At 57.5% G+C, this 23,449-nt stretch carries 20 protein-coding genes, 1 pseudogene and 2 riboswitches; of the genes and pseudogenes, 14 read left to right on the forward strand and 7 right to left on the reverse strand.

What is annotated here, in order from left to right; genetic code table 11:
- The first annotated feature begins 171 nt into the window (after positions 1-171).
- Positions 172-2,007 (forward strand): histidine-type phosphatase, encoded by a 1,836-nt coding sequence (locus AC1AWD_RS02370; protein ID WP_476563441.1) that lies wholly within the window; start codon positions 172-174, stop codon positions 2,005-2,007.
- Between the two features lie 7 nt (positions 2,008-2,014).
- On the opposite strand, the gene AC1AWD_RS02375 is transcribed toward AC1AWD_RS02370, so the two are convergent.
- The gene (locus AC1AWD_RS02375; protein ID WP_476563442.1) at positions 2,015-2,533 is read right to left on the reverse strand and encodes a peroxiredoxin; all 519 of its coding nucleotides are present in this window, start codon (positions 2,531-2,533) and stop codon (positions 2,015-2,017) included.
- Positions 2,534-2,687: 154 nt separating this feature from the next.
- Here AC1AWD_RS02375 and AC1AWD_RS02380 point away from each other — a divergent pair, with 154 nt between their 5' ends.
- The 3 genes from AC1AWD_RS02380 to AC1AWD_RS02390 all read left to right on the forward strand — a co-directional run bounded on the left by AC1AWD_RS02380 (position 2,688) and on the right by AC1AWD_RS02390 (position 5,273).
- The gene (locus tag AC1AWD_RS02380; RefSeq protein ID WP_476564547.1) at positions 2,688-3,503 is read left to right on the forward strand and encodes a sulfite exporter TauE/SafE family protein; all 816 of its coding nucleotides are present in this window, start codon (positions 2,688-2,690) and stop codon (positions 3,501-3,503) included.
- Between the two features lie 28 nt (positions 3,504-3,531).
- Positions 3,532-4,437, forward strand: a complete 906-nt coding sequence (locus tag AC1AWD_RS02385; RefSeq protein WP_476563443.1) for a DUF2238 domain-containing protein — start codon at positions 3,532-3,534, stop codon at positions 4,435-4,437.
- A 92-nt stretch (positions 4,438-4,529) separates the two neighbouring features.
- Positions 4,530-5,273 (forward strand): nucleoside triphosphate pyrophosphohydrolase, encoded by a 744-nt coding sequence (locus AC1AWD_RS02390; RefSeq protein WP_476563444.1) that lies wholly within the window; start codon positions 4,530-4,532, stop codon positions 5,271-5,273.
- A gap of 93 nt (positions 5,274-5,366) precedes the next feature.
- On the opposite strand, the gene AC1AWD_RS02395 is transcribed toward AC1AWD_RS02390, so the two are convergent.
- On the reverse strand, positions 5,367-6,233 hold the full coding sequence (locus tag AC1AWD_RS02395; protein WP_476563445.1) for a D-hexose-6-phosphate mutarotase: 867 nt from the start codon (positions 6,231-6,233) through the stop codon (positions 5,367-5,369).
- 129 nt (positions 6,234-6,362) lie between these two features.
- On the opposite strand from AC1AWD_RS02395, the gene AC1AWD_RS02400 reads away from it, so the two are divergent.
- The 6 genes and pseudogenes from AC1AWD_RS02400 to AC1AWD_RS02425 all read left to right on the forward strand — a co-directional run bounded on the left by AC1AWD_RS02400 (position 6,363) and on the right by AC1AWD_RS02425 (position 12,172).
- Positions 6,363-6,950 carry an SWIM zinc finger family protein gene (locus AC1AWD_RS02400; RefSeq protein ID WP_476563446.1) on the forward strand — a complete coding sequence of 196 codons (588 nt, stop codon included), beginning with the start codon at positions 6,363-6,365 and terminating at the stop codon, positions 6,948-6,950.
- 471 nt (positions 6,951-7,421) lie between these two features.
- Positions 7,422-8,591, forward strand: a pseudogene (locus tag AC1AWD_RS02405) (SNF2 helicase associated domain-containing protein); the annotation flags it as partial.
- Positions 8,586-10,154 (forward strand): DEAD/DEAH box helicase, encoded by a 1,569-nt coding sequence (locus tag AC1AWD_RS02410; RefSeq protein WP_476564549.1) that lies wholly within the window; start codon positions 8,586-8,588, stop codon positions 10,152-10,154. The pseudogene AC1AWD_RS02405 and the gene AC1AWD_RS02410, both read left to right, overlap by 6 nt.
- A gap of 343 nt (positions 10,155-10,497) precedes the next feature.
- Complete coding sequence (locus tag AC1AWD_RS02415; protein WP_476563447.1) at positions 10,498-11,163, forward strand: hypothetical protein; 666 nt, start codon at positions 10,498-10,500, stop codon at positions 11,161-11,163.
- A gap of 159 nt (positions 11,164-11,322) precedes the next feature.
- Positions 11,323-11,580, forward strand: a complete 258-nt coding sequence (locus AC1AWD_RS02420; protein ID WP_476563448.1) for a hypothetical protein — start codon at positions 11,323-11,325, stop codon at positions 11,578-11,580.
- 127 nt (positions 11,581-11,707) lie between these two features.
- Complete coding sequence (locus AC1AWD_RS02425; protein WP_476563449.1) at positions 11,708-12,172, forward strand: hypothetical protein; 465 nt, start codon at positions 11,708-11,710, stop codon at positions 12,170-12,172.
- 156 nt (positions 12,173-12,328) lie between these two features.
- Here the strand turns inward: AC1AWD_RS02425 and AC1AWD_RS02430 are convergent, their stop codons facing one another.
- Positions 12,329-12,634 (reverse strand): YhbY family RNA-binding protein, encoded by a 306-nt coding sequence (locus AC1AWD_RS02430; RefSeq protein WP_476563450.1) that lies wholly within the window; start codon positions 12,632-12,634, stop codon positions 12,329-12,331.
- A gap of 584 nt (positions 12,635-13,218) precedes the next feature.
- Between AC1AWD_RS02430 and AC1AWD_RS02435 the strand changes: the two genes are divergently transcribed.
- From AC1AWD_RS02435 to tenA, 4 genes are all read left to right on the forward strand, one after another.
- The gene (locus AC1AWD_RS02435; RefSeq protein ID WP_476563451.1) at positions 13,219-14,748 is read left to right on the forward strand and encodes an anthranilate synthase component I family protein; all 1,530 of its coding nucleotides are present in this window, start codon (positions 13,219-13,221) and stop codon (positions 14,746-14,748) included.
- Positions 14,745-15,320 (forward strand): anthranilate synthase component II, encoded by a 576-nt coding sequence (locus AC1AWD_RS02440; RefSeq protein WP_476563452.1) that lies wholly within the window; start codon positions 14,745-14,747, stop codon positions 15,318-15,320. The genes AC1AWD_RS02435 and AC1AWD_RS02440 overlap by 4 nt, the downstream gene beginning before the upstream one ends.
- Complete coding sequence (gene trpD, locus AC1AWD_RS02445; RefSeq protein WP_476563453.1) at positions 15,317-16,339, forward strand: anthranilate phosphoribosyltransferase; 1,023 nt, start codon at positions 15,317-15,319, stop codon at positions 16,337-16,339. The genes AC1AWD_RS02440 and trpD overlap by 4 nt, the downstream gene beginning before the upstream one ends.
- Positions 16,340-16,548: 209 nt before the next feature.
- Positions 16,549-16,653: riboswitch (TPP riboswitch) on the forward strand.
- Positions 16,642-17,421, forward strand: a complete 780-nt coding sequence (gene tenA, locus AC1AWD_RS02450) for a thiaminase II (RefSeq protein ID WP_476563454.1) — start codon at positions 16,642-16,644, stop codon at positions 17,419-17,421. It overlaps the preceding riboswitch by 12 nt.
- 189 nt (positions 17,422-17,610) lie before the next feature.
- Here the strand turns inward: tenA and AC1AWD_RS02455 are convergent, their stop codons facing one another.
- From AC1AWD_RS02455 to AC1AWD_RS02470, 4 genes are all read right to left on the reverse strand, one after another.
- Positions 17,611-18,930 (reverse strand): type II toxin-antitoxin system HipA family toxin, encoded by a 1,320-nt coding sequence (locus tag AC1AWD_RS02455; RefSeq protein ID WP_476563455.1) that lies wholly within the window; start codon positions 18,928-18,930, stop codon positions 17,611-17,613.
- Entirely contained in the window at positions 18,917-19,471 is a 555-nt protein-coding gene (locus AC1AWD_RS02460) for a helix-turn-helix domain-containing protein (protein WP_476563456.1), read from the reverse strand. The genes AC1AWD_RS02455 and AC1AWD_RS02460 overlap by 14 nt, the downstream gene beginning before the upstream one ends.
- Before the next feature lie 449 nt (positions 19,472-19,920).
- The gene (locus tag AC1AWD_RS02465; RefSeq protein ID WP_476563457.1) at positions 19,921-22,479 is read right to left on the reverse strand and encodes an energy-coupling factor transporter ATPase; all 2,559 of its coding nucleotides are present in this window, start codon (positions 22,477-22,479) and stop codon (positions 19,921-19,923) included.
- A 38-nt stretch (positions 22,480-22,517) separates the two neighbouring features.
- Positions 22,518-23,138: an ECF transporter S component gene (locus tag AC1AWD_RS02470; RefSeq protein ID WP_476564551.1), complete on the reverse strand. Its 621-nt coding sequence runs from the start codon at positions 23,136-23,138 to the stop codon at positions 22,518-22,520.
- Between the two features lie 11 nt (positions 23,139-23,149).
- Positions 23,150-23,302: riboswitch (FMN riboswitch) on the reverse strand.
- Positions 23,303-23,449: the final 147 nt, after the last annotated feature.

Raw genomic sequence — 23,449 nt, forward strand, 5'->3', positions numbered from 1 at the left:
ATCGTGTCCCATGAATGTGCATCCGGCTTCGCATACCCAGAGTTCCGCTTTCGTTCATTTCCCGTTCGTGTGCATGTGTTTCCGGATTCACCGTGTTGATATATCTCTGTGCATGCATATGCCATTGCCCTTGCGGCGAATCTGGGAATCACACGGAGGAGAGGAACATCCATGAGAACATCGCGTATACATGCCTCAATCGCTGCCGGACTGTCCGGCATCGTGACCATTGCCGTGATGGCGACGATCACGCTGCCCGGCGTCGCGGCCGTGAACGGCACCTACTACAGCAGCAAACAGCCGTACGTTACGCCGAGCGCCGCTACTCTTGCCGGATATTCTGCGGCCCCTGCGGGATATGAACCCGTCTATACCGAAATGCTCGCCCGTCATGGCTCCCGAGGCCTGTCGAGCTACAAGTATGACGCACTGCTCAGGCTTATGGCGCGGACCGCTGCCGACAATGACGGATTCGTCAGCGAAGAGGCCGAACGGACATTCATAGATAACCTGGATGCCATTACCGCGGCGAACGTCGAAAACGGCTACGGTATGCTCACCGGGCAGGGCGCAACCCAGCATCAGGGCATCGGGGAACGCGCATACAACCGCAACAAGGCCCTGTTCGATGCCGCAGCCGCAGAAGGCGGCACCATTGCGTACGAATCCTCCGGCGAAGCCCGAGCCACCGAGTCCGGTGAAAACTTTAAGATCGGTTTTGACGCTGCATCGGACAACGATCTATCGGACTCCTTCGTGACGCCGACCGATGCGGCCGGCTCAGATGCCGCCGCCCCATTCCAGAAGAGTCCGAATACGCTGTATTTCCACAAGACGGAGAATCCGGACGGCACCGAGAAAACCGGTGAGGCGTATGACATCGCCAAACGCTACGAGGATTTCATCGATGGCGACGAAACCATCGCCAATGCGGAGGACTACATCGAGAACGTACAGGCGTCTCAGACCGCTTCCTATGATCTGCTCAAGCAGATCTTCACCGAGGATTTCCTGAACAAGATCGATGATGGCACCTACAGCTGGTACAACACCACCACAGGCGAAAAAGACGACAACGAAGACGGTCTTGACGATGAAACGCAGGAATCCATCGTCAATTGCGCGCCTGGTGCAGATCCGGCGCAGGACGCCGACGCATGCGGAGAAACCGGCAAGAAGATCACATCCGTGGTGGACGCCGCGATGGACCTGTACAACCTGTATATCATCGCAGCGGACATGCAGGAGGAAAACAACGACGCACATGGCTTCGACTTCGACCAGTATTTCGAAAACCTTTCTGCCGAGGACGGCAATGTTTTCGCTTGGATTCTTGATTCCGAAGACTTCTATGAAAAAGGACCGAGCTACGCCGGGCAGGACGAGACCTACCGCATTGCGCAGCCATTGCTCGACGACTTCTTCAATTCAATCGATGAGCGTATGACCGGTGGCGACACCGTCGCGACCTTCCGTTTCGCTCATGCGGAAACCATCATGCCATTCGCCGCGCTGCTGAAGCTGCCGGGCTCCGACACCCAAGCGCCTGCTGTGCTGAATCCCGTTGCGGACAGCGATGTATACAACTACGCGGACAACGATTGGCGTGGCGAATCCGTCACGCCGATGGCCGCCAACATCCAATGGGACGTGTACGCAAAAGACGGCATCGACCCGGAAACCGGTAAGGCGTATACCCCGATCGTGCGCATGTTGTACAACGAGAACGAAATCGCCTTCAATGATTCCTGCATCCCGGTCGCAGAAGGCTCCACATGGTATAAGGAGACCGAGTTGAAGCAGTGCCTGTCCGGCATTGCTACAGACGAGGATCCTCTCATCGCGGCGGTATCCGACGACGCACAGTCACGGATTCCGTCCTCCGATGGCCGGGACGACGGGGAATTGGCCGAAACGGGTTCGCCTATCATCGCAGTAACCGCGGGCACCGCAACGCTGTTGGCCCTTGCCGGTGTGTCGCTGTGCGTGTGGCGCGCCCGCCGCTGAGCCGCTTCTAGGAGGCCAGCCGCTTCAGCAGCGAATCCACATGGCCCTTCGCCCGTACGTTATATCGTGCAAGAGCGATGACGCCGTTCTCATCGATGACGAACGTCGAACGAATCGGACCGACATGCCTGCGACCGTACAGATTCCGTTCCCCGTATGCGCCATACAGGCGGTGCGCATGCAGATCCTCGTCGGAAAGCAGCGGGAACGGAATCCGGTCACGCTCGCGGAATGCGGCGAGTTTGGCAACGGAATCCTTCGAAACGCCGATCACCCGATAGCCCAGTGCAAGCAGCCGGGCGATGTTGTCTCGAAAATCGCAGGCTTCCGTGGTGCAGCCCGGCGTCATCGCCGCAGGATAGAAATACAGCACCACACGCTGTCCATGCAACGACGTCAGCGAGATTTCGCCGCCTTCGTCACAGGGGAGCGAAAAACCGGGAGCCTTCATGCCGGCCTCAAGACGTCTGGGATTTTCGGTAAGAGACGAGGTCGCATCATCATGTTCTGTCATGTTTCCCATCATAGATGAGGATTGCGCCTGAGGACCGTGGCCGCCGATCGTATGTGCGATGATGCCGGAGCCGTGTGCGTTTCGTCGGGGGAGAACGCCTATAGTGCCCCGTATGCGAAATGATGATGCGAATGATGAATGCGCGGCGTCAGACGTCGAATCGGCCATGATGCGAGCGTCGGGCGGCACCTTCGATAGGGGGAGACGCGGGCTGCTGCTGTCGGTGGCGGTCGGTCTCGCCTGCGGCGTCCTGTCGGGCCTGTTCGGCATCGGAGGCGGCACGATCATCGTGCCGGCCTTGATATGGTTGGGCTTGAACCAGCGACAGGCCGCTGCGACTTCCTTGGCGGTCATCGTGCCGACTTCTCTGGCCGGCGTCGTCTCCTACGCAATGGAAGGCAACGTCGATTGGGCGTCTGCCGTGCTGCTGGCCCTTGGCGTAGTCGTCGGCAGCCAGATTGGCAGCCTGCTGTTGAGCCGTCTGCCGGAGGCCATGCTGCGATGGATCTGGGTGGCGTTCCTGATGTGCGTCATCGTGCAGCAGCTGACGTTCACCCCGCTGCGTGACGGACGGATTGTTCTTCATCCTTTGTCGGGGTTGTCATTGATTGTGCTGGGAGTATTCGTCGGCACGATGTCGGGTATTTTGGGCGTCGGCGGCGGTGCGATCATGATGCCGGCCCTGTCGCTCCTGTTCGGTGCGGGAGATCTGCTGGCGCGCGGCACATCGTTGCTGGTGATGGTGCCCGGTGCGATTTCCGGTAGCATCACTAATTGGAAGCGTGGGCTTGTGCAATTGGGGCGCGTTCTGACCATCGGTGTGTGCGCTGCCATAACAGCGCCGCTTGGCACGTGGATTGCCGGCATGATTTCGCCGCGTACCGGCTCGCTGCTGTTCGCCGCATGGCTGGCGATCATCGCCGTCAAAGGTGTGCAGTCGGCGTTGAAGGCGACTCGTGCCCAGACGAAATCGCGTGGATGAGTGTCTCCCACGGCAATAAAATGGTGGTATGAGAGATAGTCGTCCTTCGTTTGGTGAGCGTTGGCATGTGATGGCGCATGCCGTAGGCATGGAGATTCGCGAGCATAAAAGCTCATTCGCCGTATACGTGGTGTTGCGTGTGCTGGTGCTGTTGACGCTGGTATTGCAGTTTCTCAACGGCAATTACGAAAGCGTGTTTCTGTGCCTGTTGACGCTGGTGCTGCTGATTATGCCGAGCTTCGTGCAGGTGACCTTCCGCATAGAATTCCCGTCGGTGTTGGAAGTGGTCGTGCTGCTGTTTATTTTTTCGGCGGAGATTCTGGGTGAAATCAGCGCGTTTTACGAAAGCTTCCCGTTCTGGGATACGATCCTGCACACGTTGAACGGTTTCCTGATGGCGGCGATCGGTTTTTCGCTGGTGGACCTGCTCAGCCGCAGCGAGAAAGTCAAATTCGAATTGTCTCCGTGGCTTCTGGCGATCATTTCGTTCTGTTTTTCGATGACGATCGGCGTGCTGTGGGAATTCTACGAATTCACGATGGACCGCATGTTCGGTCTTGACATGCAGAAGGACACGGTCATCCATTCGATTTCCACGGTGACGCTGGATCCGGAGCATGCGAACAACATCGTCACCATTGACGGCATCACTGACGTGACCGTCAACGGGCGGGATCTGGGTCTCGGCGGCTATCTTGACATCGGCTTGTACGATACGATGGAGGACCTTATCGTGAATTTCATCGGTGCGGTCGTTTTCTGCATATTCGGGTTTCTGTACATCAAATATCGCGGCCGTGATTCGATCATCAGCAAATTCGTGCCTCGTCTCAAATCAAAGGACCGTGACTATTTACGGCAGGCCATTGACGCGCATGAGGCGGCGTCGAAGAAATCCGCTACGGCGACGGCCTCCGATGATGCGCGACGATGACCAGGCCGAGCAATCTCATTCCGCGGATGCGATTCGTTGCGACGCGATGATGCGATGTCGTCGGCGTCCACGTGTGTGGTGAGAATGACCGTATGACTGTTGCCGCACATGATGACTATGCATTGCCTGAAGGTTTTGAACATTGTTCGAAACTCACGCCCGTTGTTGAGGCCGTTTCCGCGTTGGACCGTGTAAGGGCCATCGTGAAGATTCTGCACGAGCCGGGCGGGTGCCCGTGGGATGCCAAGCAGACGAACCGTTCTCTGGTCAAGCCTTTGCTGGAGGAGACCTACGAATACATCGACGCATTGGAATGCGACGACCGTGACAATATGCGCGAGGAGCTTGGCGACATGCTGCTGCAGTCCGTCTTCCAGGCGCAGGTCTGCTCGCATGACGATCAGGATCCGTTCAATATCGATGAAGTGTGCGACCGCTTGGTGAACAAGCTCATCACACGCCACCCGCATATTTTCACGCCTGATGACGTGGAAGACCCGGAAAGCCCGAAGAATGCCGAGGAAACTTTGGCTCTGTGGGAACAGGCGAAGCAGAAGGAGAAGCGTCGCTCTTCGGTGCTGGAAGGTATTTCGCGTGCGCAGGGTGCACTGCCTCGCACCGCGAAGGTCGTGTCCCGCGTCGCCAAGTCGCCGCGTCGCAACGAATTGGAAGCGGCCTTCGACATGCCGTCGTCCGATGATCCTGAATCGCAGTATGCCGACGCCGTGATCACGGCAATTCGTGCCGCACATCGGGCCGGCGTAGATATCGAATCCGCATTGCGTAATCGTCTGCGCGATATCGAAAACGCGATTGTCGACATCGAATCCAGATAATCACACGACAATACGCATATGAAAAAAGCTGGTCCATCGCCATGCGGTGGGCCAGCTCTTTTGTATTTTCAAATCAGCGCAATATCACTGATATCAACGCAGCGACAGCGTTTGGCTGATTGTATGCGATTCATGTGGGGCGATGGTGATGGACCGATCGCGGTTCGCTGCGGCCTCCACGCACACGAAGCCACGCCATTCGCCCGCTTCCAGGTCGCCTAGCGCATTGCCAAGCTGCTCGCCCGGATTCCATACGACGGTCTGCGGAGCGTCGGAATTCTTGACGGCGATCACACGGTTCAACGAGGCATCACGCACTTCGACCGAAGCGTCGGCCGCATAGTAGATGTAATCAACCATGCCGTCGAAGGCAAGCAGCTCATCATCCTGCACGCATTCCGGGAAACCTTCGCGCGTCGTATCAAGATAGCGCGTGCCCTGCAGGCCGGCCAGTGTGACATCGGCGATGTCGCCGACGTGAAGATACGTGTGCAATGCGGCCTCATACGTCAGGGGAGCGTCCGCATCATTGAACACCGTCAACGCCATGGTCAGCTCGCCGCCGACTTCGACGTCGTAGACCGCGCGGAAATTCGCACCCGGGCCCGACGTGATCTGATCGAGCACGGTTGGATCGAGCTGCGAGGAATCCAGAACATATCGCAGATGCGAATCGGTGGAAGCGGTTTCATCCAACTGCCAGAAGCTGATACGGCCAAGACCATGCTTCGGCTTCTTCGCGGCGGTGGAGCCGTTCTCATAACCGCCGTTGAACCAGGGGAACACCACAGGCACACCGGCGCGCATCGCGGCGCCGGCCTTCAACGCCACGGTTTTCGGCTGCCACAGCACCGGAGCCTGGCCGGTGGGAGCCCACTGCAGCACGTGTGCGCCATAGTCGCTGACGAAAGCGGAACCGTTGGCGTTGGAAACATTACGAATGGCAAAAGAATCAGTCATGCCCTCAAGTATAAGGTCGGCGAAGGAGCGTCGCCGCGTGAAGGTCGTGTATACCATGCCGCGTCGCTATGGGATTTGGATACCATAGGTGGGAGTTGCAATGGGGACCCGGCATGAAAGGCGGCGAGCGTGACGGCATACGGGCGTGATACGAGGGATTCGGGTTTCGCATGGCTGGATGACGCGGTATTCAGCGAATGTTCACTGAAAGTGTATGACCGGGCGCAATCCATTCTGGCGCAATGGCGCAAGTGCGTGATCGGTGCCACCTGTCTGCGCGGGAATGGCGAATCCCGTTTGAACCTGTCGATGAGAATGCGTGGCACGTCGTCGCATGACGTGTATTCGGTGAGCCTGACGATTGATGCCAGCGACAGATTGGTGTTGGCCCGCCACTGCACGTGCCCCGCCTTCGCCGACAGCGGCGGCTTCGGGTCAAGAAAGATCCATATCGCGCGCAGTTGGAACGCGTATGAGGACAACTCCCAGGAATTCAACGATGACGGTTACGACATTGATTACGACGATTTCGATGACGACGGCGGTGCCGTATACGGGGTACCCTCATATGACGAGGGAGGATCTTCCGGTTCGCGATACAGTGGAATCTGCAAGCACGTCGTCGCCGTCGCGCTGATCTTCATGGCGCATCCTGAGATTTTCCAAGGCTACCGTCCGCTGGCTGGGACGCCACGTGAACTGCGCTCCTACATGTAGCGTGTCGATAATCAGATGCGTCAAGCGGAAACCGACCGCCAATTGGACATGCTCAAACGTCTCACCTACGCAAAGCAGTATGTGGCCGACCAGCAGCACGGCTCTCGAGCCCGTGATTTTTCGCGATATCTGGAAAACGCCTCGCGAGGCGCCGCCGCTCCGACGGAACCGGTATTGCCCGGCAGCGTGACCTTGATTCCCGCATTGATGTTAGGCCAGCGCGCATGGTCGCTGCGATTGAGCATCGGGCATGGCAAAACGACATACACCATTAAAAGCATCGCCAATCTTCTTTCCGACGTACGCAGCGAGGCGTATCAATCCCATGGGCAGAAGCTGACGTTCGTCCACCGGCCCGACATGTTCGACGGCAAATCACGGCAACTGCTCGCATTGCTGCAGCGCGCCTTGGAATCACGGCAAATGGGATCCTCATACTCGTACTACCCATCGGCCAACGCAGCCCGAGACATGGCGCTCAGCAACGCGGAAACCGCAGAACTCGTCGACTTGTGGGCGCAGACGGGGGAAATCAACATAGCCATCGAAGGCGCGTCCCTCAAAGCTCAGCCGGTATCAATCATCGAAGATCGCCCACCATTCGACTTCACCGTCGAACGACAACAGCGCGGCGCGAGCGAAGGCGCAATCATCCGCTGCAGCACCATAATCTACACCGCCATCACGGGCCGTGACTGCATGTTCCTTCTCGCCTCAACCCCGGCGACCGAAGGCAGGCCCGCCCTGTTCCGCAGCGACACCGCCATCGCAGTCGCCGAACCGATTCTGACCATGCTGTGCAACGGCGACCCGGACGGCGTATTCATCGAATCCGACGACTGGGTCATGTTCACACGCACCATGCTGCCCAAACTCGCCAAAGCCGATATCGGCATGCACCTGCCGCAATCATTGGCCGTCGACCGTACGCAGCACTGCACCATCGCATTCTATTTGGACCGCACGTATGACCGCATCACCTGCGAAGTGGCCGCGAAATACGGGCAGCATTCCTTCCAGCTGATCCCCGATGCGGACGGGATTCACGGGTCCGCGAACCCCGATTCCACCAACAGGGCCAGCCTCATCGTACGCGATCGCGACGCGGAACAACAGGCCGTGGAACTGGTGCGTCAACTGTTCCCCGTATTACAGCCGGGGAAGCCGGCCGTATTGAAGGAAAACAACGAAGACGGCGTGCTGCTGCTCCTGACCCAAGGCGTCGCCATGTTGCGTGAAATCGGCGAAGTATATTCGACGCCAGCCTTCGGCGGACTGCTTACTACAAATCCGACCAGTGTGAAAGTCGGATTGTCCATTGAAGGCAATCTGGTCGAAATATCGCCCATCGCCGACGAAGTGCCCGCGGATGAAGTCGGCTCGGTTTTGGCCAGCTACAGGCAACGTCGACGCTACCATCGTCTGCGCGACGGGCGCTTCCTCGACATGGACAACGTGGACGTCAGCGAATTGGATCGCGTCGCACAGGATCTTGACTTAAGCGAACGCGAATTGAACGCTGGCAATATCACGGCGCCCGCATACCGCGCGTTCCTCTTGGACGCTGAAGTGGGCGACGCGAACAAAAGCGCATCGTTCATCGACTATGTCGGCGATCTGAAAATCATTGATCTCATGCGATACGACGTGCCCGAATCCTTGCGAGGCATTCTGCGGCCATACCAGAAGGAAGGCTTCCAATGGATGGCGACCTTATGCGACAAGGGCTTCGGCGGCATACTGGCCGACGAAATGGGCTTGGGCAAATCCTTGCAAACATTGACGTTGCTGCAATACCGCGCCGCGCTCGCAGATGATGTACATAAGGTTTCATTGATCGTATGCCCGGCGTCATTGGTATACAACTGGGCTGCGGAATGCGCGAAATTCACGCCCGGATTGAAAGCGGTGACAATTGCCGGCACAAAGGCGGAACGCCGCGCGGTATTGGACATGTTGAAGCTTGCGCAGGATTTCAGTGGAAAAATCAGCGAGGATCTCGGTGAGGATTCTGGCGCGCATTCTGGTGAGGCTACAGGGAAGCGTATGCCCGCTGCGCTTGCTGTTGGCTCGGAAATTCCGGATATCGTCATCACCTCCTACGACCTGCTGCGACGCGACATCGACGATTATGACGGTTGCGATTTCGACGTTATGGTGCTGGACGAGGCGCAATACATCAAGAATCATGCGACCAAACTCGCCAAAGCAGTGAAGCGGGTGCATTCGGAGCACCGTTTCGCATTGACCGGCACCCCGATCGAAAACCGGTTGAGCGAACTGTGGAGCATATTCGACTTCCTGACGCCGGGACTGCTCGGCACATATACGAAATTCCGCGAACGCTACGAGCAGCCCATCCTGGCGCCCGGCGACGAACAATCCGTAATGGTCGGCAAATTGCGTGCCATCGTTGGGCTGTTCATCAAACGCCGTCTGAAAGCCGACGTGCTGACCGAGCTGCCCGATAAAACGGAAACCGTCGTCACCGTTGGCCTTGAAGGCGAACAGCGCAAACTGTATGCGGCGCACGAGCAGCGGCTCAAAATCATCGTCGACAAAACAAAAGACGTGGATCTCAACACCGGCAAACTGCGTATTCTGGCGGAATTGACGAAACTGCGCGAAATCTGCTGCGATTCGCGCCTCGTCTACGCGAATGCCAAGGAGGCGTCAGCGAAAATCGTCGCCATTGAAGAACTCGTCAACAACTGCATCGACGCCGGCAAGAAAGTGCTGATCTTCTCTCAATTCACGTCGTTCCTCGACCTGATCGGCGCTCGCCTTACCGCGCATGGCGTCAAATATTACAGCATCACAGGCCAGACCGCGAAGCGCAAACGCGTGGAATTGGTCGACGAATTCAACGCCGACACCACGCCGGTGTTCTTGATTTCGTTGAAGGCCGGCAACACGGGATTGAACCTGGTCGGCGCATCCGTGGTGATTCACGCCGACCCGTGGTGGAACGAGGCCGCGCAGAACCAGGCCACGGATCGTGCTCATCGCATCGGTCAGACGCAGGATGTCACCGTATACCGTATTGTCGCCAAAGACACCATCGAAGAGCGAATCGTGCGTCTTCAGGAGGCGAAAAGCGATCTGGCACGCCAATTCACTGACTTCAGCGATATGGGTGTCGACGGCGCAGCAGGCTCGGTCGGAGCGTTGACTCGTGAAGGTCTGCTGGAGCTGCTGTCATAAACGCGATGACTACATCTTTTGACTTCTACCGGTATTGGATGAACCGTGAATATCCCTTGCTTTTGGTGATGTCTTCCGGTATACAGGGGGTATTCGGCGTGCGATGTCGTGCGCCGGATGTGTGGCTGGCAGCGTCGCGGCAAGGCGGATTTGACATGATGCTTTCCCGCGGTATGTCCAGGACAGGCAGACAGGGATAAGTCTGTCCTTTTCGCGTTCTGACGTCCCGCTTTTTCTTTTCGGGGGCGGGTTTCCCCGTGCGTTCGCACGGGGAAACCCGCCCCTTTTTGCGTTGTCCGTGTGCCTGCCATGTCGAGAGGAAGTATATGGAAAGGGGATTCTTGTGAGAAAACGGATATTCGCGGCGCTTGTCGGCCTGTGCATGATGCTGTTCTTCGCGCCCGCAACGGCGTTGGCGGCGGAGGATGATGCGCCTGATACGCTTTGGGTGGGAAATCAGCAGGTTAGAAGTGACAGTGATATCACCTACTGGACCACAGATGGCAATGGGGCGTTAACACAATCCAGCGCAAACGGGAATTGGACTGTCAAATACGACCCAAACACCGCCGCCCTGACCTTAAGCGGGGCGACGATTGATGACGGTGCCTATAATCCATATTCGCCTTATGGCGCCGGGATATATGCTCTGTGCAGTGACGGTCAATCGGTTTCCCTGACAATCGAGCTGATTGGCGAGAATACCATCCGGGGCTACCGTGGGATTTATGTGGAAGCAGAAGCCGGAAATTATCTGGTAGGCCAGGATGCCTCCCTTTTCATCAAAAATGGCGGCGATGCCAGCGAAAGCGGAAGTCTGACCGTTATCGCCACAGGCAGCTATGGAATATCTGTGAAAAGCGGAAGAGGCAACGCCTCCCTGAGAATCGAAAATTCCGCCGTCACGATCAACGCCAAGAATGACTATGCTGCCGGCGTCTGTATACAGTCCAGCGCGTACGCCACCAGCTCCCCCGGCTCTCCCTTGAAGTCAATGGCGGCAGCCTGACCGCCAGCGTCGGTACAGGCACAAGTCGTGCTGGGATACGGTTTATTGTAAATAGCAGGACTGCCAGCACCACCAGTCTGACCGTCGGTAACAATGCTATTGTGCGAGCGGAAAACGGGATTGAAGCTATATCGGGCGAAACCCCCACGCCATCAGGTGATGGCATCGTCTTTGACGACACGGGAAGGCACCGTGTACGGCGATGTGACTTTGCAGGAGGACTTGACGATCGGCGAGGACGAAACCCTGACCATCCCGGAGGGGGCCTCTCTGAACAGTAATGGCAAGCTGACTAACAGCGGCACCATCGTCAACAAAGGCACTTTGATTAGTGAGGTGGGCGGTACGATTATTGGCGTCCCCGTTATCACGGGGCCGGAAGACGTGACCGTGACCGAGGGGGCCCGCCACTTTTAGCGTCACCGCCATAGGGAACGGAACGATGACCTATCAATGACAGCAAAGCACCGATGGCGGGGAAAACTGGGACGATATTGACGGTGCGAAGAGCGGCACCTATGACATGGGGCAGACCACAACGGCCATGAGCGGCAATCGATACCGCTGCGTGGTGAGCAACGAAGCGGGTTCGAAGACAAGCGATCTCGGATTCCTGACCGTCGTCGAACGGCCGCAGCCGCCGAGCTACTCGTACTACACGGTCACGGCCACGGCTGGCGAGCATGGTTCGGTGTTCCCGTCCGGAAGCGTGCGCGTGCGCGAGGGAGCGGACCGGACGTTCTCGTTCACGCCGGACGAGGGGTATCGGGTCGCGGACGTGCTGGTGGACGGCGTGAGCGTGGGCGCGGTGGGTGAGTACACGTTCAGGGATGTGCGCGCCGCGCATACGGTCGCAGTGTCGTTCGAGCCGGACACGGTCGCGCTGTACCGCCTGTACAACACGAACAGCGGGGAGCATTTCTACACGGCGAGCCGGACGGAGCGCCTGCATCTGGTCGGTCTGGGCTGGCGTGACGAGGGCATCGCCTTCGGCGCGGAAGGCGAATGAGCCTTTGCCGGATCCCGGCGGCCATCGCGGCCGTCGGTGCTGTTGTAAGCCCACGGTAGTGCGGTGAGGTTCTTAAGCGGATTCACATACGAAAAAGCGCCCGTCGTCATGCGGGCGCTTTTTCGTATGCTGCTGTGGTGCCGCTTCGCGTGCCGATTACTCGCGCACGAGCTGGATGTGCTCCACGTCGTCGCGGCGGGAGCGACGGTAGATTACGAAACGGTTGCCGATGACCTGCACGACTTCGGCATTCAGGCGTTCGGCCAGCTCCGCGGAGGCTTCCTTGGCGGTCAGGCCGGAACCGTCCAACACCATGCACTTGATGAGCTCGCGCTTTTCGATCGTTTCGTCAGCCTGCTTGACGGCCGCGTCGGTCAGGTCGTTTTTGCCGACCTGGATCAGCGGGTTGAGGTGCTGGCCGAGGCCGCGCAGCTGCTTGATCTGCTTCTTGGTCAATGCCATAACAATCATGTCCTTACATGTAAGGGGAGTGGTATTTCACGTCGATAACTTCAATATCAGTCTTCCCACTGTACCGTAAGGCATTCACATGTGCGCGGGGCCGGAACCGGATCGGCGGAACAATACGACGGCGAATTGTCCAACATGCGGACACGGTGCGGTCGTCCGGCGACTTGTCTGGTTACGTTGAACCCATAACTCAAACAAACCGTTGAAGCGGAGATGGTGACGACAACGCCCCTACAGAGAGCCTGCGATGCTGAGAATCAGGCGGGAAACGAACCGTTGCATATGGGGCCGCCGAGGGTATGGTCCAAATATGAGGAGCGCGTGGGCGCACCTCGTAAAGTAAGCCATAACGTGAAGGCATACGTCAGTTGCCGGGGATATGAAGGTATCTCGCTAAGAGCACGGGTCATGCCGTGAAAACAAGGTGGCACCGCGGAAGCGGCGCATATCCGGCGTAATCATTCGCCGCATATGTTCGTCGATTTCGTCCTTGACAAGCAGCGAAGCTGTCAGGGACGTCGCATGCGCAGCATCCATGATGGCAACGCTGAACAACGATTCAGAAAGGCCATGCCATGGAGCTCACACCAACTCTAGACGAAGTCGAACGCTGTGCCGCCGACGGGCGATACGACGTGCTGCCGGTCAGCTGCGAAATCCCCGCAGGGCGACTTGCGCCCCTTGACGTGATTTCCGCACTCAAACGCGCATCATCACATTGCTTCCTGCTCGAATCAGCCGAACACGGGGTCAACGGGCGGTATTCGTTCATCGGCTACGATCCGTCACTGTCGCTGCATTGCGTCGATGGCGTCATGACCGTCGACGACGCCACCTTCCCGACGAACAACCCGTCCGAACACATCCGCGAGATCCTCACCGCACGACGCAGCCCGCGCATCGCGGGCATGCCGTCCTTCACCGGCGGCCTTGTCGGATACTTCTCCTACGACTACATTTCCTACGCCGAACCGACCGTGCCCCGCGCAGCCGGCGACGGCGACGTCTTCCGCGACGTCGACCTGATGCTCTTCGACCAGGTCATCGCCTTCGACCATGAGCGCCAGACAATCATACTGATTTCCAATATGACGTTGCACGGTGGCGAAGCGGCATATGCCGACGCCTGCAGCAAACTGGAAGGCATCGCCGAATTCTTGCGCACCATCGAAGGGACATCATCAAACGACAATCGCAATAACAGCGAAACCGGCCGGCTGACAGGGCCGATGACGCCGCTATTCAACGAAACACGATTCTGCGCCATGGTCGAACGCGCCAAACGGCACATCAAAGAAGGAGACATCTTTCAAATCGTCCTCTCGAACCGATTAAGCGCGCCCTTCACCGGCAACCTGCTCGGCACATACCGCGCATTGCGCGACATCAATCCTTCGCCCTACATGTTCTATTTCAGCGGCGACGACGTCGAAATCGCGGGAGCATCGCCGGAAACGCTCGGCAAACTGGAAAACGGCGAACTACGCACCTTCCCGCTCGCCGGCACCAGGCCACGCGGGCACAGCGACACGGAAGACCGAGCGCTGGAACAGGAACTGTTGGGCGATCCCAAAGAACTCGCCGAACACAACATGCTCGTCGACCTGGGGCGCAACGACCTGGGCAAAGTCTGCGACTACGGATCGGTCGAAGTCGAACGCCTGCGCGACATCGAACGCTTCTCGCACGTCATGCACATCGGATCCACCGTGCGCGGACGCCTACGTGAGGACCGCGACGCACTGGACGCCATCGAAGCGGTGCTGCCGGCGGGCACATTATCGGGCGCGCCGAAGATCCGCGCCTGCCAGCTCATCGCCGAACTCGAACAAGCGCCGCGCGGCATCTACGGCGGCGCCATCGGATACATCGACCTGACCGGCAACATGGACACCTGCATCGCCATCCGCCTCGCCTATGCGAAAAACGGTACCGTATACGTGCGCAGCGGCGCAGGCATCGTCGCCGACTCCATCGCCGAAAACGAATACCGCGAATGCATCAACAAAGCGGCCGCCGTCACCGCGGCGCTGCGTACAAACGAAACGGCGTTGCCGGTAGTCGAAACGGCATCGCACGCAGCCGAAGACAAGGAGGCGGCATGATACTGCTCATCGACAGCTACGACAGCTTCACCTACAATCTCGTCCAACTCATCGGCTCCATTGACTCCGACATCACCGTCGTACGCAACGACGAACTCACCGTCGCCGAAGTCGCCTCCCTGCATCCCGACCGCATCGTACTTTCGCCTGGCCCCGGCCGCCCGGAAGACGCGGGAATCATCGTCGACGTGGCACGCGAACTCGGCACAACCACGCCGATCCTCGGCGTATGCCTCGGACACCAGGCCATCTGCCTGGCATATGGTGCCAGCATCACCTACGCGAAGCATCTCATGCACGGCAAGCAATCAATGACAACATTCGCCGACGATGATGCGAATGTGCTGCTGCGAGGCTGCAACCGGGTCACACCGGTCGCCCGATACCATTCACTCGCCGTCGACCCGGCCAGCCTTCCCGAAAACCTCGTCGTAACCGGCATCGCCGACGACGGCGAAATCATGGCCGTACGACACAAGGAACTGCCCGTCTACGGCGTGCAGTTCCATCCGGAATCCATTCTCACGCCGGAAGGACCGGCAATGCTGAACAACTTCATCAAGGAGGCATGATCATGATCAAGGAAGCCATCGTAAAAATCGTCGACAAGCAGGACCTCACCTATGACGAGGCATACACCGTCATGAACGAGATCATGAGCGGCGAAACCACGCCCACGCAGAACGCCGCATTCCTGGCGGCACTGTCCACCAAAAGCACGCGCGCCGAAACCATCGACGAAATCTCCGGCTGCGCCGCCGCAATGCGCGCCCACGCCACCACAGTCGACCTTGGCATGCCGATTTTTGAAATCGTCGGCACCGGCGGCGACAACGCGCACAGCTTCAACATCTCCACCACGTCGGCGCTGGTGATCGCCGCGGCCGGCATGAAAGTCGCCAAACACGGCAATCGCGCGGCCTCCTCGCTATGCGGCACGGCCGACTGCCTGGAAGCGTTGGGCGTGAACATCGACCAGGATCCACAACGCTGCGTCGAACTGCTGAACGAAGTCGGCATGTGCTTCTTCTTCGCGCAGAAGTACCACACATCAATGAAATACGTCGGCGCCATCCGTAAGGAGCTCGGCTTCCGCACCGTGTTCAACATTCTGGGACCGCTTACCAATCCGGCGACGCCGACCATGCAGCTTCTTGGCGTCTACGACGAATACCTGGTCGAACCACTGGCCAGAGTGCTGTCCAACCTAGGCGTCAAACGCGGCATGGTGGTGTACGGACGTGACAAGCTCGACGAAATCTCCATGAGCGCGCCCACCGCGGTATGCGAAATCAACGATGGCGAATTCCGCTCATACGTGATCGCACCGGAGGGCTTCGGCCTGCCACGCTGCACACGAGAAGACCTGGTCGGCGGCACGCCGCAGGAGAACGCCGCCATCACACGATCCGTGCTGGCGGGGGAGCAGGGCGCTCGCCGCAATGCGGTGCTGATGAACGCCGGCGCTTCCCTGTACATCGGAGGCAAAGCCGATAGCATCGCCGACGGCATCGCTTTGGCCGCGCGGACCATCGATTCCGGCGCCGCCATGGAGACGCTGGAGAAATTCATTGAAGTCAGCAACAGATAGATGATCGTGATGTAGCTGCGTGGATCACATGGTGTTGATTGTCTCTTGCTGGTCACTGATTGAAATCGACATCTGCATCTGATTGTTGCGATTGATATTGACGGCCTGTCGAAATGCGCGAATCGTCATTTCGACAGGCTTTTTCTTATATATATATATGACGGATATATATGGCAGATCATGCGTCATGACGGCGTGCCATAATGGCGACGTTCATGCAGGGGAACCCGAACGGCGGGTTGAGAAAGGTCGAAGGCCTGACCCTTGGAACCTGTAAGGCTAACACCTACGAAGGGAGCATCATGGCTGAATCGCAGTCCGTGACAACATCCGAAAACGCATCTTCCGCCGACGAAGCGGCTTTCCAAGGTCCGATCACACTGAATAGTCTGCCGCCGTTCGCGCGTCGCATGCGCGAAGCCGCCGACCTCGTCTGGGAAGACGGTTACCGCCAGCCTTTCCTGCGCGAACTGGGCGAAGGCACGCTGCCGCGCGAAAAATTCGCTTTCTACCTGCTGCAGGACTACCGCTATCTGAATGAGTACGCCAAGGTGCACGCGCTGGCCACCACCAAGACCAGCGACCTGGAAGTCATGCAATTCATGGTCAACGTGCAGAACAACATCTTCAGCGTCGAATCCTCCGTGCACCGCAAGTACATGGCATCGTATGGTGTGAGCGAAGAGGAGATGACGGACGTGAAGCAGTCGATGTTCGCCCGCGCCTACACGTCGAACATCCTTGCCATCGCCTATGAGAAGGAACTGGTCGACATTCTGGTCGCAGTCCTGCCGTGCGCGTGGGTGTATGCGGATTACGGCCAGCGTCTGGCCGCCGAATTCGCCGATACGCTGGACTCCAACCCATACAAGAGCTGGGTTGACATGTATAAGACCGACGAATTCTGGCAGTGCTCCGTATGGCTGATCGAACACATCGAGCGTTTGACCGCAGATCTGAGCGAGGAGCGCAAGCAGGAACTCATCGACATCTTCATCACCGGCGTGCAGAACGAATACATGTTCTGGGCCAGCGCCTACGACCAGCATTACGCGTGGAAGGCCGAATGGGATCAGCGCTGATACTGCTGATTGTTTTCCCCGATTGTTTGTTTTTGCGACGGAACGTGGAGGCTACGGGCGTTCTAGTCTCCGCAAACCGTCGCAAAAGGGCGGATTTGTGACTGAATGCGGAGGCCAAGGTGAGGACGGCCTCCGCAAACCGTCGCTAAACCGTTGTCCTATAACATAACGCAGGGGAAAGGGCTGCACTCATTCCGCAAACCACGTCAGAACACGTTGACTTTGTGCTGTAATACCCGCAGATATGCGATTGACAAGTTGTTTTTTATTCTCCTGACTTTCGCCGTTAGCGTTCGGCAGGGATTGCACTTGTTGTAATGCCTCATTCGCAGCCTGCATGAAAGCCAAGGGCGTGTACAAGGCAAGGATGTAGAGTCCGGCTTTGATCGTATTCCAGTCTTGTGGGCCTCCGCATTGTTTGGCGAATTGTTGCCAATGTTTGATTTCAATACGCTCCCAATGATATTCACTGCCGATACGCATAGCCAGTTTGCGGTCTTTGCGTTGCGTGTTATATGCAAACATTGAGGCAATGTCATATAGAGGAGCGAGGGACGGTTGCTTTCCGTTGGGCTCAAGAATCGCATAATTGCGGGCGTGCGCGTCGGAGCCCGCAATCAGGAAATTGAAAATCATGGCATTGAAAAAAGTGACTACATCATGTTCGGAGAAGCCGTTTGAGCGCATGAAATGCACGATGTCGACGGCTCCAGGACCTCCGTCAGACTGATATTTCTGATCGGTCATCACGCCCATCGCCTGGCAAAAATCTTCCTGGTGCAAGCGTCGTACAGTTGCTGGGTTGGTTGAATTGTCGATTAAACGATCCCATCGTTCGCTGACAAGTGCCGGTGTCTGGCCGAATACTTGATAATACGTTTGTGCAACGGGCAGGGCGAGCTTTTTCGCTGTTTTCAAGCATAGATATTCATTGAATGCGTGTTCGTGCAGTTCATATATGCCTGGTTTGATGATATGTGTTGTGGCCGCGGAACCTTCGGCTGAATACCACTGGTCATTAGTGTGGCGCAGTGCAATCTTATCCTGCGCGCCATTGAGAGACCAGTGTTCGCCGGTATTTTGCCACGATGCTTGCCTATTATTAGCCAAATTTTTGAGGCGTTCTCCCACTTGCTCTTCGGTGAGGGGAACAATGCTGCTTTGCGGCAACAAATCTTTTTGTTGAGACGCAACAAATTGGACTGCGCCGCTGCAGTCAAGGCCAACGGCTGTGAGTAAAGAAAATGGATTCCGGGCATTGACCCCGTATTGTCGGGCGATTCTTTGCCGAACATCTGCAGAGTCGGGCAGTACGCCGTCAATATACGCTTCAACCGGAAGTCCGGTCCATGGTTCGACACGACGTGGCATGGATAATGATAACTGTGCCAAATCGGAATTGGAAGCGGAGAGATTGTAGGTGAATGTGTGTTTTCCGGAAGCATCTTCATACAGCGTGCCAATATGGTGGCCTTCAAGCAGTACGTCGAGCGATTTAATGTTCGGCATTGTTGTCGCCCTTGTTCAGTGAAGATTTATTCAGCGAAGAATCGGAGTCTGTTGTTGATGCAGGCATAAGCGGGGGATTTGTTCTCGAAAAATTGGCAAGAATCGCCGCATATTGCTGTAATGCGCTTTCCGAGAGTGCGCTGGTGAAGGCTGCGATTGATTGCTGGATAGCGGAATTCGGATTTTCAAGTGTTTTGTTTGTGGGGGGTCGATGTGTGGTATTGGTTTTGTCTGCATCTTGAAGAGAGCCGCTTTGGTGGGAAGTGTTTTCATTTTTGCTGTTGTCATTATTCGTTGCGGCGTAGGAGATAGTGATGGTGACGTCGAGAGCATTGCATAAGGCCAATACTTTTGTAATGCTTGCGTTTGCAATTTTCCCTTGCTCGAATTGGTTGATCCATGGTCTGGTCAGCCCGGTTTGCTCGGCTAATTCGGCTTGTGTGAGGTTTTTGATAATTCGGGCATCACGTATGGCGACGGTAAGTTGCCGCAATGATCTGATATTGCTGGAAAACATTTGCTTCTTCCGGTTGTGTGACATATTCAAGAAGTGTTAGCTAAAGCTAACATTATACTGTTTGTTAGACAATTCTAACATGAGACATATGTAAAAAGTTATAAATACCTAACCTCATATGTAATGTTAGATATATCGAACTGCCGCGTCCTAACAGTCGCCCTGTTCTGCGTAGATTCAATCTGCGATACCTGCAATCAGAAGATGTGGTTCTCTTTGTGGACTGCCGCGGAATGGAATCTGCGACGGAATGCGGAGGCTACGGACGTTCTAGTCTCCGCAAACCGTCGCGAATCAGTCATTTTGCGACTGAATGCGGAGGCCAAGGTGGGGATGACCTCCACAAACCGTCGCAGAAGGGCAGACCCACGGAGGCCATGGGCGTTTTGGCCTCCGCATTCCGTCGTTAATCGTTGGAGCGGATCATGGAACGGTGTTGCCGTCCTGAACAGCTGACGTCTGTAAGCCAGACGTCACAACATTGGTAGTGCCAGCAGCAGCGTTACATAGGCGAGGCCGCTTGCAATCAGCAGGATTTCTGGCGTGGCGATACGGGCGATTCGCCAATGGGTTCGTTGCAGTCCCTCTTCATAGCAGCGCGCATCCAACGCCAAGGCCAGGCCGTCGACGTGACGCAATGTTCCGGCGAATACCGGCACTACGACGGCGGCCATCGCGCGGGCGCGTCGCATCGGAGACCCGCTTTCGATGTCTCCTCCGCGAGCGGCCTGTGCATCCATCACCGCGTGTGCCTCCGACGTAAGATCCGGCAGGAATCGCAATGCCAGACTCAATACCAGCGCCAGTTCCTGCGTATGCCAGCCGAAACGACGCAGCGGGGACAACAACGCTTCGAAGGCGTCCGTCATTGCGGTCGGCGTCGTCGAATACAGGAACACCGCGCCCAAAACGATCACCAATGCGAAGCGCACGGCATACAGTACTGCGGTGGCGACACCGTCATCGGTAACCATCAACGGGCCCAGTCGCGCCAGCACATTGCCGGTATGAACAAACAGCACATTCAGCAGGCCGACGATTACCAGCACTGCCAGAACCATATGCGTGGAGCGCAGCAGACGTTTCACGCCGATGCCGGAAAGCACGGTCGCCAGAAACGTCATCGCAAGGCCGAGCAGCAGTTGCGGTGCGGAAGACACCGCGAACATGGCAAGCATCAATGCCAGCACGACCGGCGTTTTCACACGTGCGTCGATGCGGGCAAGCGGCGGGATTGCTTTGTCGGGCTGCTGTGCGGGACGGGTGGGGGAGACTCTTGACGCTTGTATGGTGCCGGCATCTGTCGCGGCGTTGCCGGATGCCGTGGAATCGTTGGGAATGTCGGCATTGCCGTTCGGATCGATGACGTCGGCGGCGCTGATGACGACATTTTCAGATGCAAGGCCATCGTCGGAGACATCGCCTAACCGAATCACGCGATCCGCCAGATCGGCCTCCTCCTGCGCGTGCGTGATGATGAGCACTGCGACGCCGCGTGCTGCAAGTCGCGTAATCAACGAACGCACGCGGGAGGCCGCGGCCGCATCCAAACTTGCGGTAGGTTCGTCCAATACGAGCACGCGCGGCCCGCATGCGACCACGCCGGCGACGGCGACCAGCCGACGCTGTCCGCCGGAAAGCGAGAACGGCGAACGTTCCGCCAAATGCTCGATGCGCAGCAGTTGCAGCGCATCGGCCACTCGCTCTTGCACTTCGGTTTCGGACAATCCCTGATTGGTCGGACCGTATGCCACATCCTGTGCAACGGTCTGTGCGAACAGCTGCCGTTCCGGATGCTGCATGACGAAACCGATTTCACGACGCAGCCGCTTGCGTTCGCGCTTGTTCAGCGTCTCGACATGCGGATGACGAGAAAATGGAAGCAGTCTGCGACGCTCGCGGGCCACGGCGATGCCGGCAACGGTGATGCCGCCTGCGGAAGGCGCTGCCAATGCACAGGCAAGGCGTGCGATCGTGCTTTTGCCCGCGCCGTTGACGCCCATCAATGCGACGATTTCGCCGGCTTCGACATCAAAAGAGACATCTTCAAATACCGGATAAGCGGTATCCGGATATTGGAATGCGACATGGCGGAACGACAGTGCGGTCGGCGGCGCCGATCGATCGGATGCCGTGCCGTCCTTTTGCGATGCGGATATTTGCGGGGCGGATGCTTGCGAAGCCGAGCCGGCCGGCATCGCATCGACTACGTTGTGTTGCGCGGCGCGATGCGCATCGTCGTTCGCGGTGTCGTCTGCGATATCGGGTGCGGCAACGCCACTTGCGATGACGCCGCAATCAGAGGACGAGCCATGCGCCGACGCCGCATCGTTCGGCACGATATGACCATTACACAGTCTCACGATGCGATCGGCGGCATCCAATTCGTCCGCATGATGCGTGACCAGAACTATCGTCGTACCGCGCGCACGCAAATCAGACAGCAATCCCATGAAATCACGTCGAGCATGCGGATCGAGCATCGCCGTCGGCTCATCCAACACCAGCATACGCGAATCCATCGCCAGCATGCCGGCAATGGCGATGCGTTGCTGCTGGCCGCCGCTCATCCGCGTCGGATCGGCGGCACGACGATCTCCCATGTCGACGGCATCCAACGCAGAATCGATGCGACGGCCGATATCATCGCGTTCGATGCCAAGATTTTCCGGACCGAACGCCACATCATCCTCAACCACCGTGGTGACGATCTGATCGCGAGGATTCTGAAACACCGCACCAATATGTTTGCGCGCATCACGATACGCATCAGAATGGGCGCAAGCGTCATCAAAAACAACACGTCCCATCAGCGACACGTCACCCGAATCCGGAGCGGCCAATCCTGCGATCAGCCTTGCCAACGTCGATTTGCCCGAACCATTCTGACCCGCCAAACATACGAATTCGCCGTCATGAACGTCAATGTCGACATCATCAAGCGCCCAAGTGGCGCCGCCATCATAGCTGAATCGAATATGATGCAGCGACGCCACGCAATCAGAACGGCCAGCGCAGCCAGCAGCAGGCATCACAACTCCCTGATTGAATATTCCAGCTATTCCAGTTTCTAGCGGTCAAGCAGGCGGGTGACCGGCTTGTAGATCAGGAATGTGATCACGCCATGCAGCGCGAATTTCGCAATATTGAACGGCAGCAAAGCCGGCACGATCAAAGCGGCGACCTGTGCGATCGTCATATGCGCATAGATCGGCGTCACCAGCAGATTGCCGAGGATCGCAGCGGCCAATGCGGCCACGGCGCCGACGAGAATGGCGATAACCGCATTGCGGCGCGTCTTCGAACGGCGGTAGATCAGCGCGGCCGGCACGGACAACGCCAACGCGACCACAACGGCCATCAGAGTACCCCACGGATCAATGAATACATGTGGCAGGAAGCCGAGAACGCTCACGATCGCGGCGGCGGAGGGACCGAACGCGAAACCGGCGATCAGACTGACGATGCCGGACGGGTCGTACTTTAGCCACGGAATGCCGGGGATCAGCGGCAGTTCCACAAAGCTCAACGCCATCGCCAAAGCGGTGAACAGCGCGTAGATGGCGATACGACGGGTGGACCAGCGACCGGAATCGGCGACGCCTGTGGAATGCAAAGAATCCGGGCGCGAACCGGTTGAGGAAGCGGTGGAAATGCCAGTAGTGGAATGATTCTGATTATGCGAAAGCATGCTCATATAGAGCTCCGTTTCTTCCATCCGGACTGTGACCGTTGGCTTCGGAATCTCACCGAATCGGCCGCCATGGCAGCTCGCGGGCTTTGTCTTGGGCCGTTATGGACGTCGGCCGTCAACATCACCGCCAGTAAGGAATTGCACCTTCCCTGAAACTTACTCGTTCATCTCTACCGGTGTAGCAGGACAAACATAGCCGGCGGCGTGATACGGAGAATCGTGTGCGACCATGCTATGGACAGTCATGCCTTGCCGACTGTGAGCCGATTGAGCGCCGATTGTGCGCGTCTCGCGTCAATCAAGGGAGA

It is taken from the genome of Bifidobacterium sp. LH_512 (assembly GCF_056356435.1).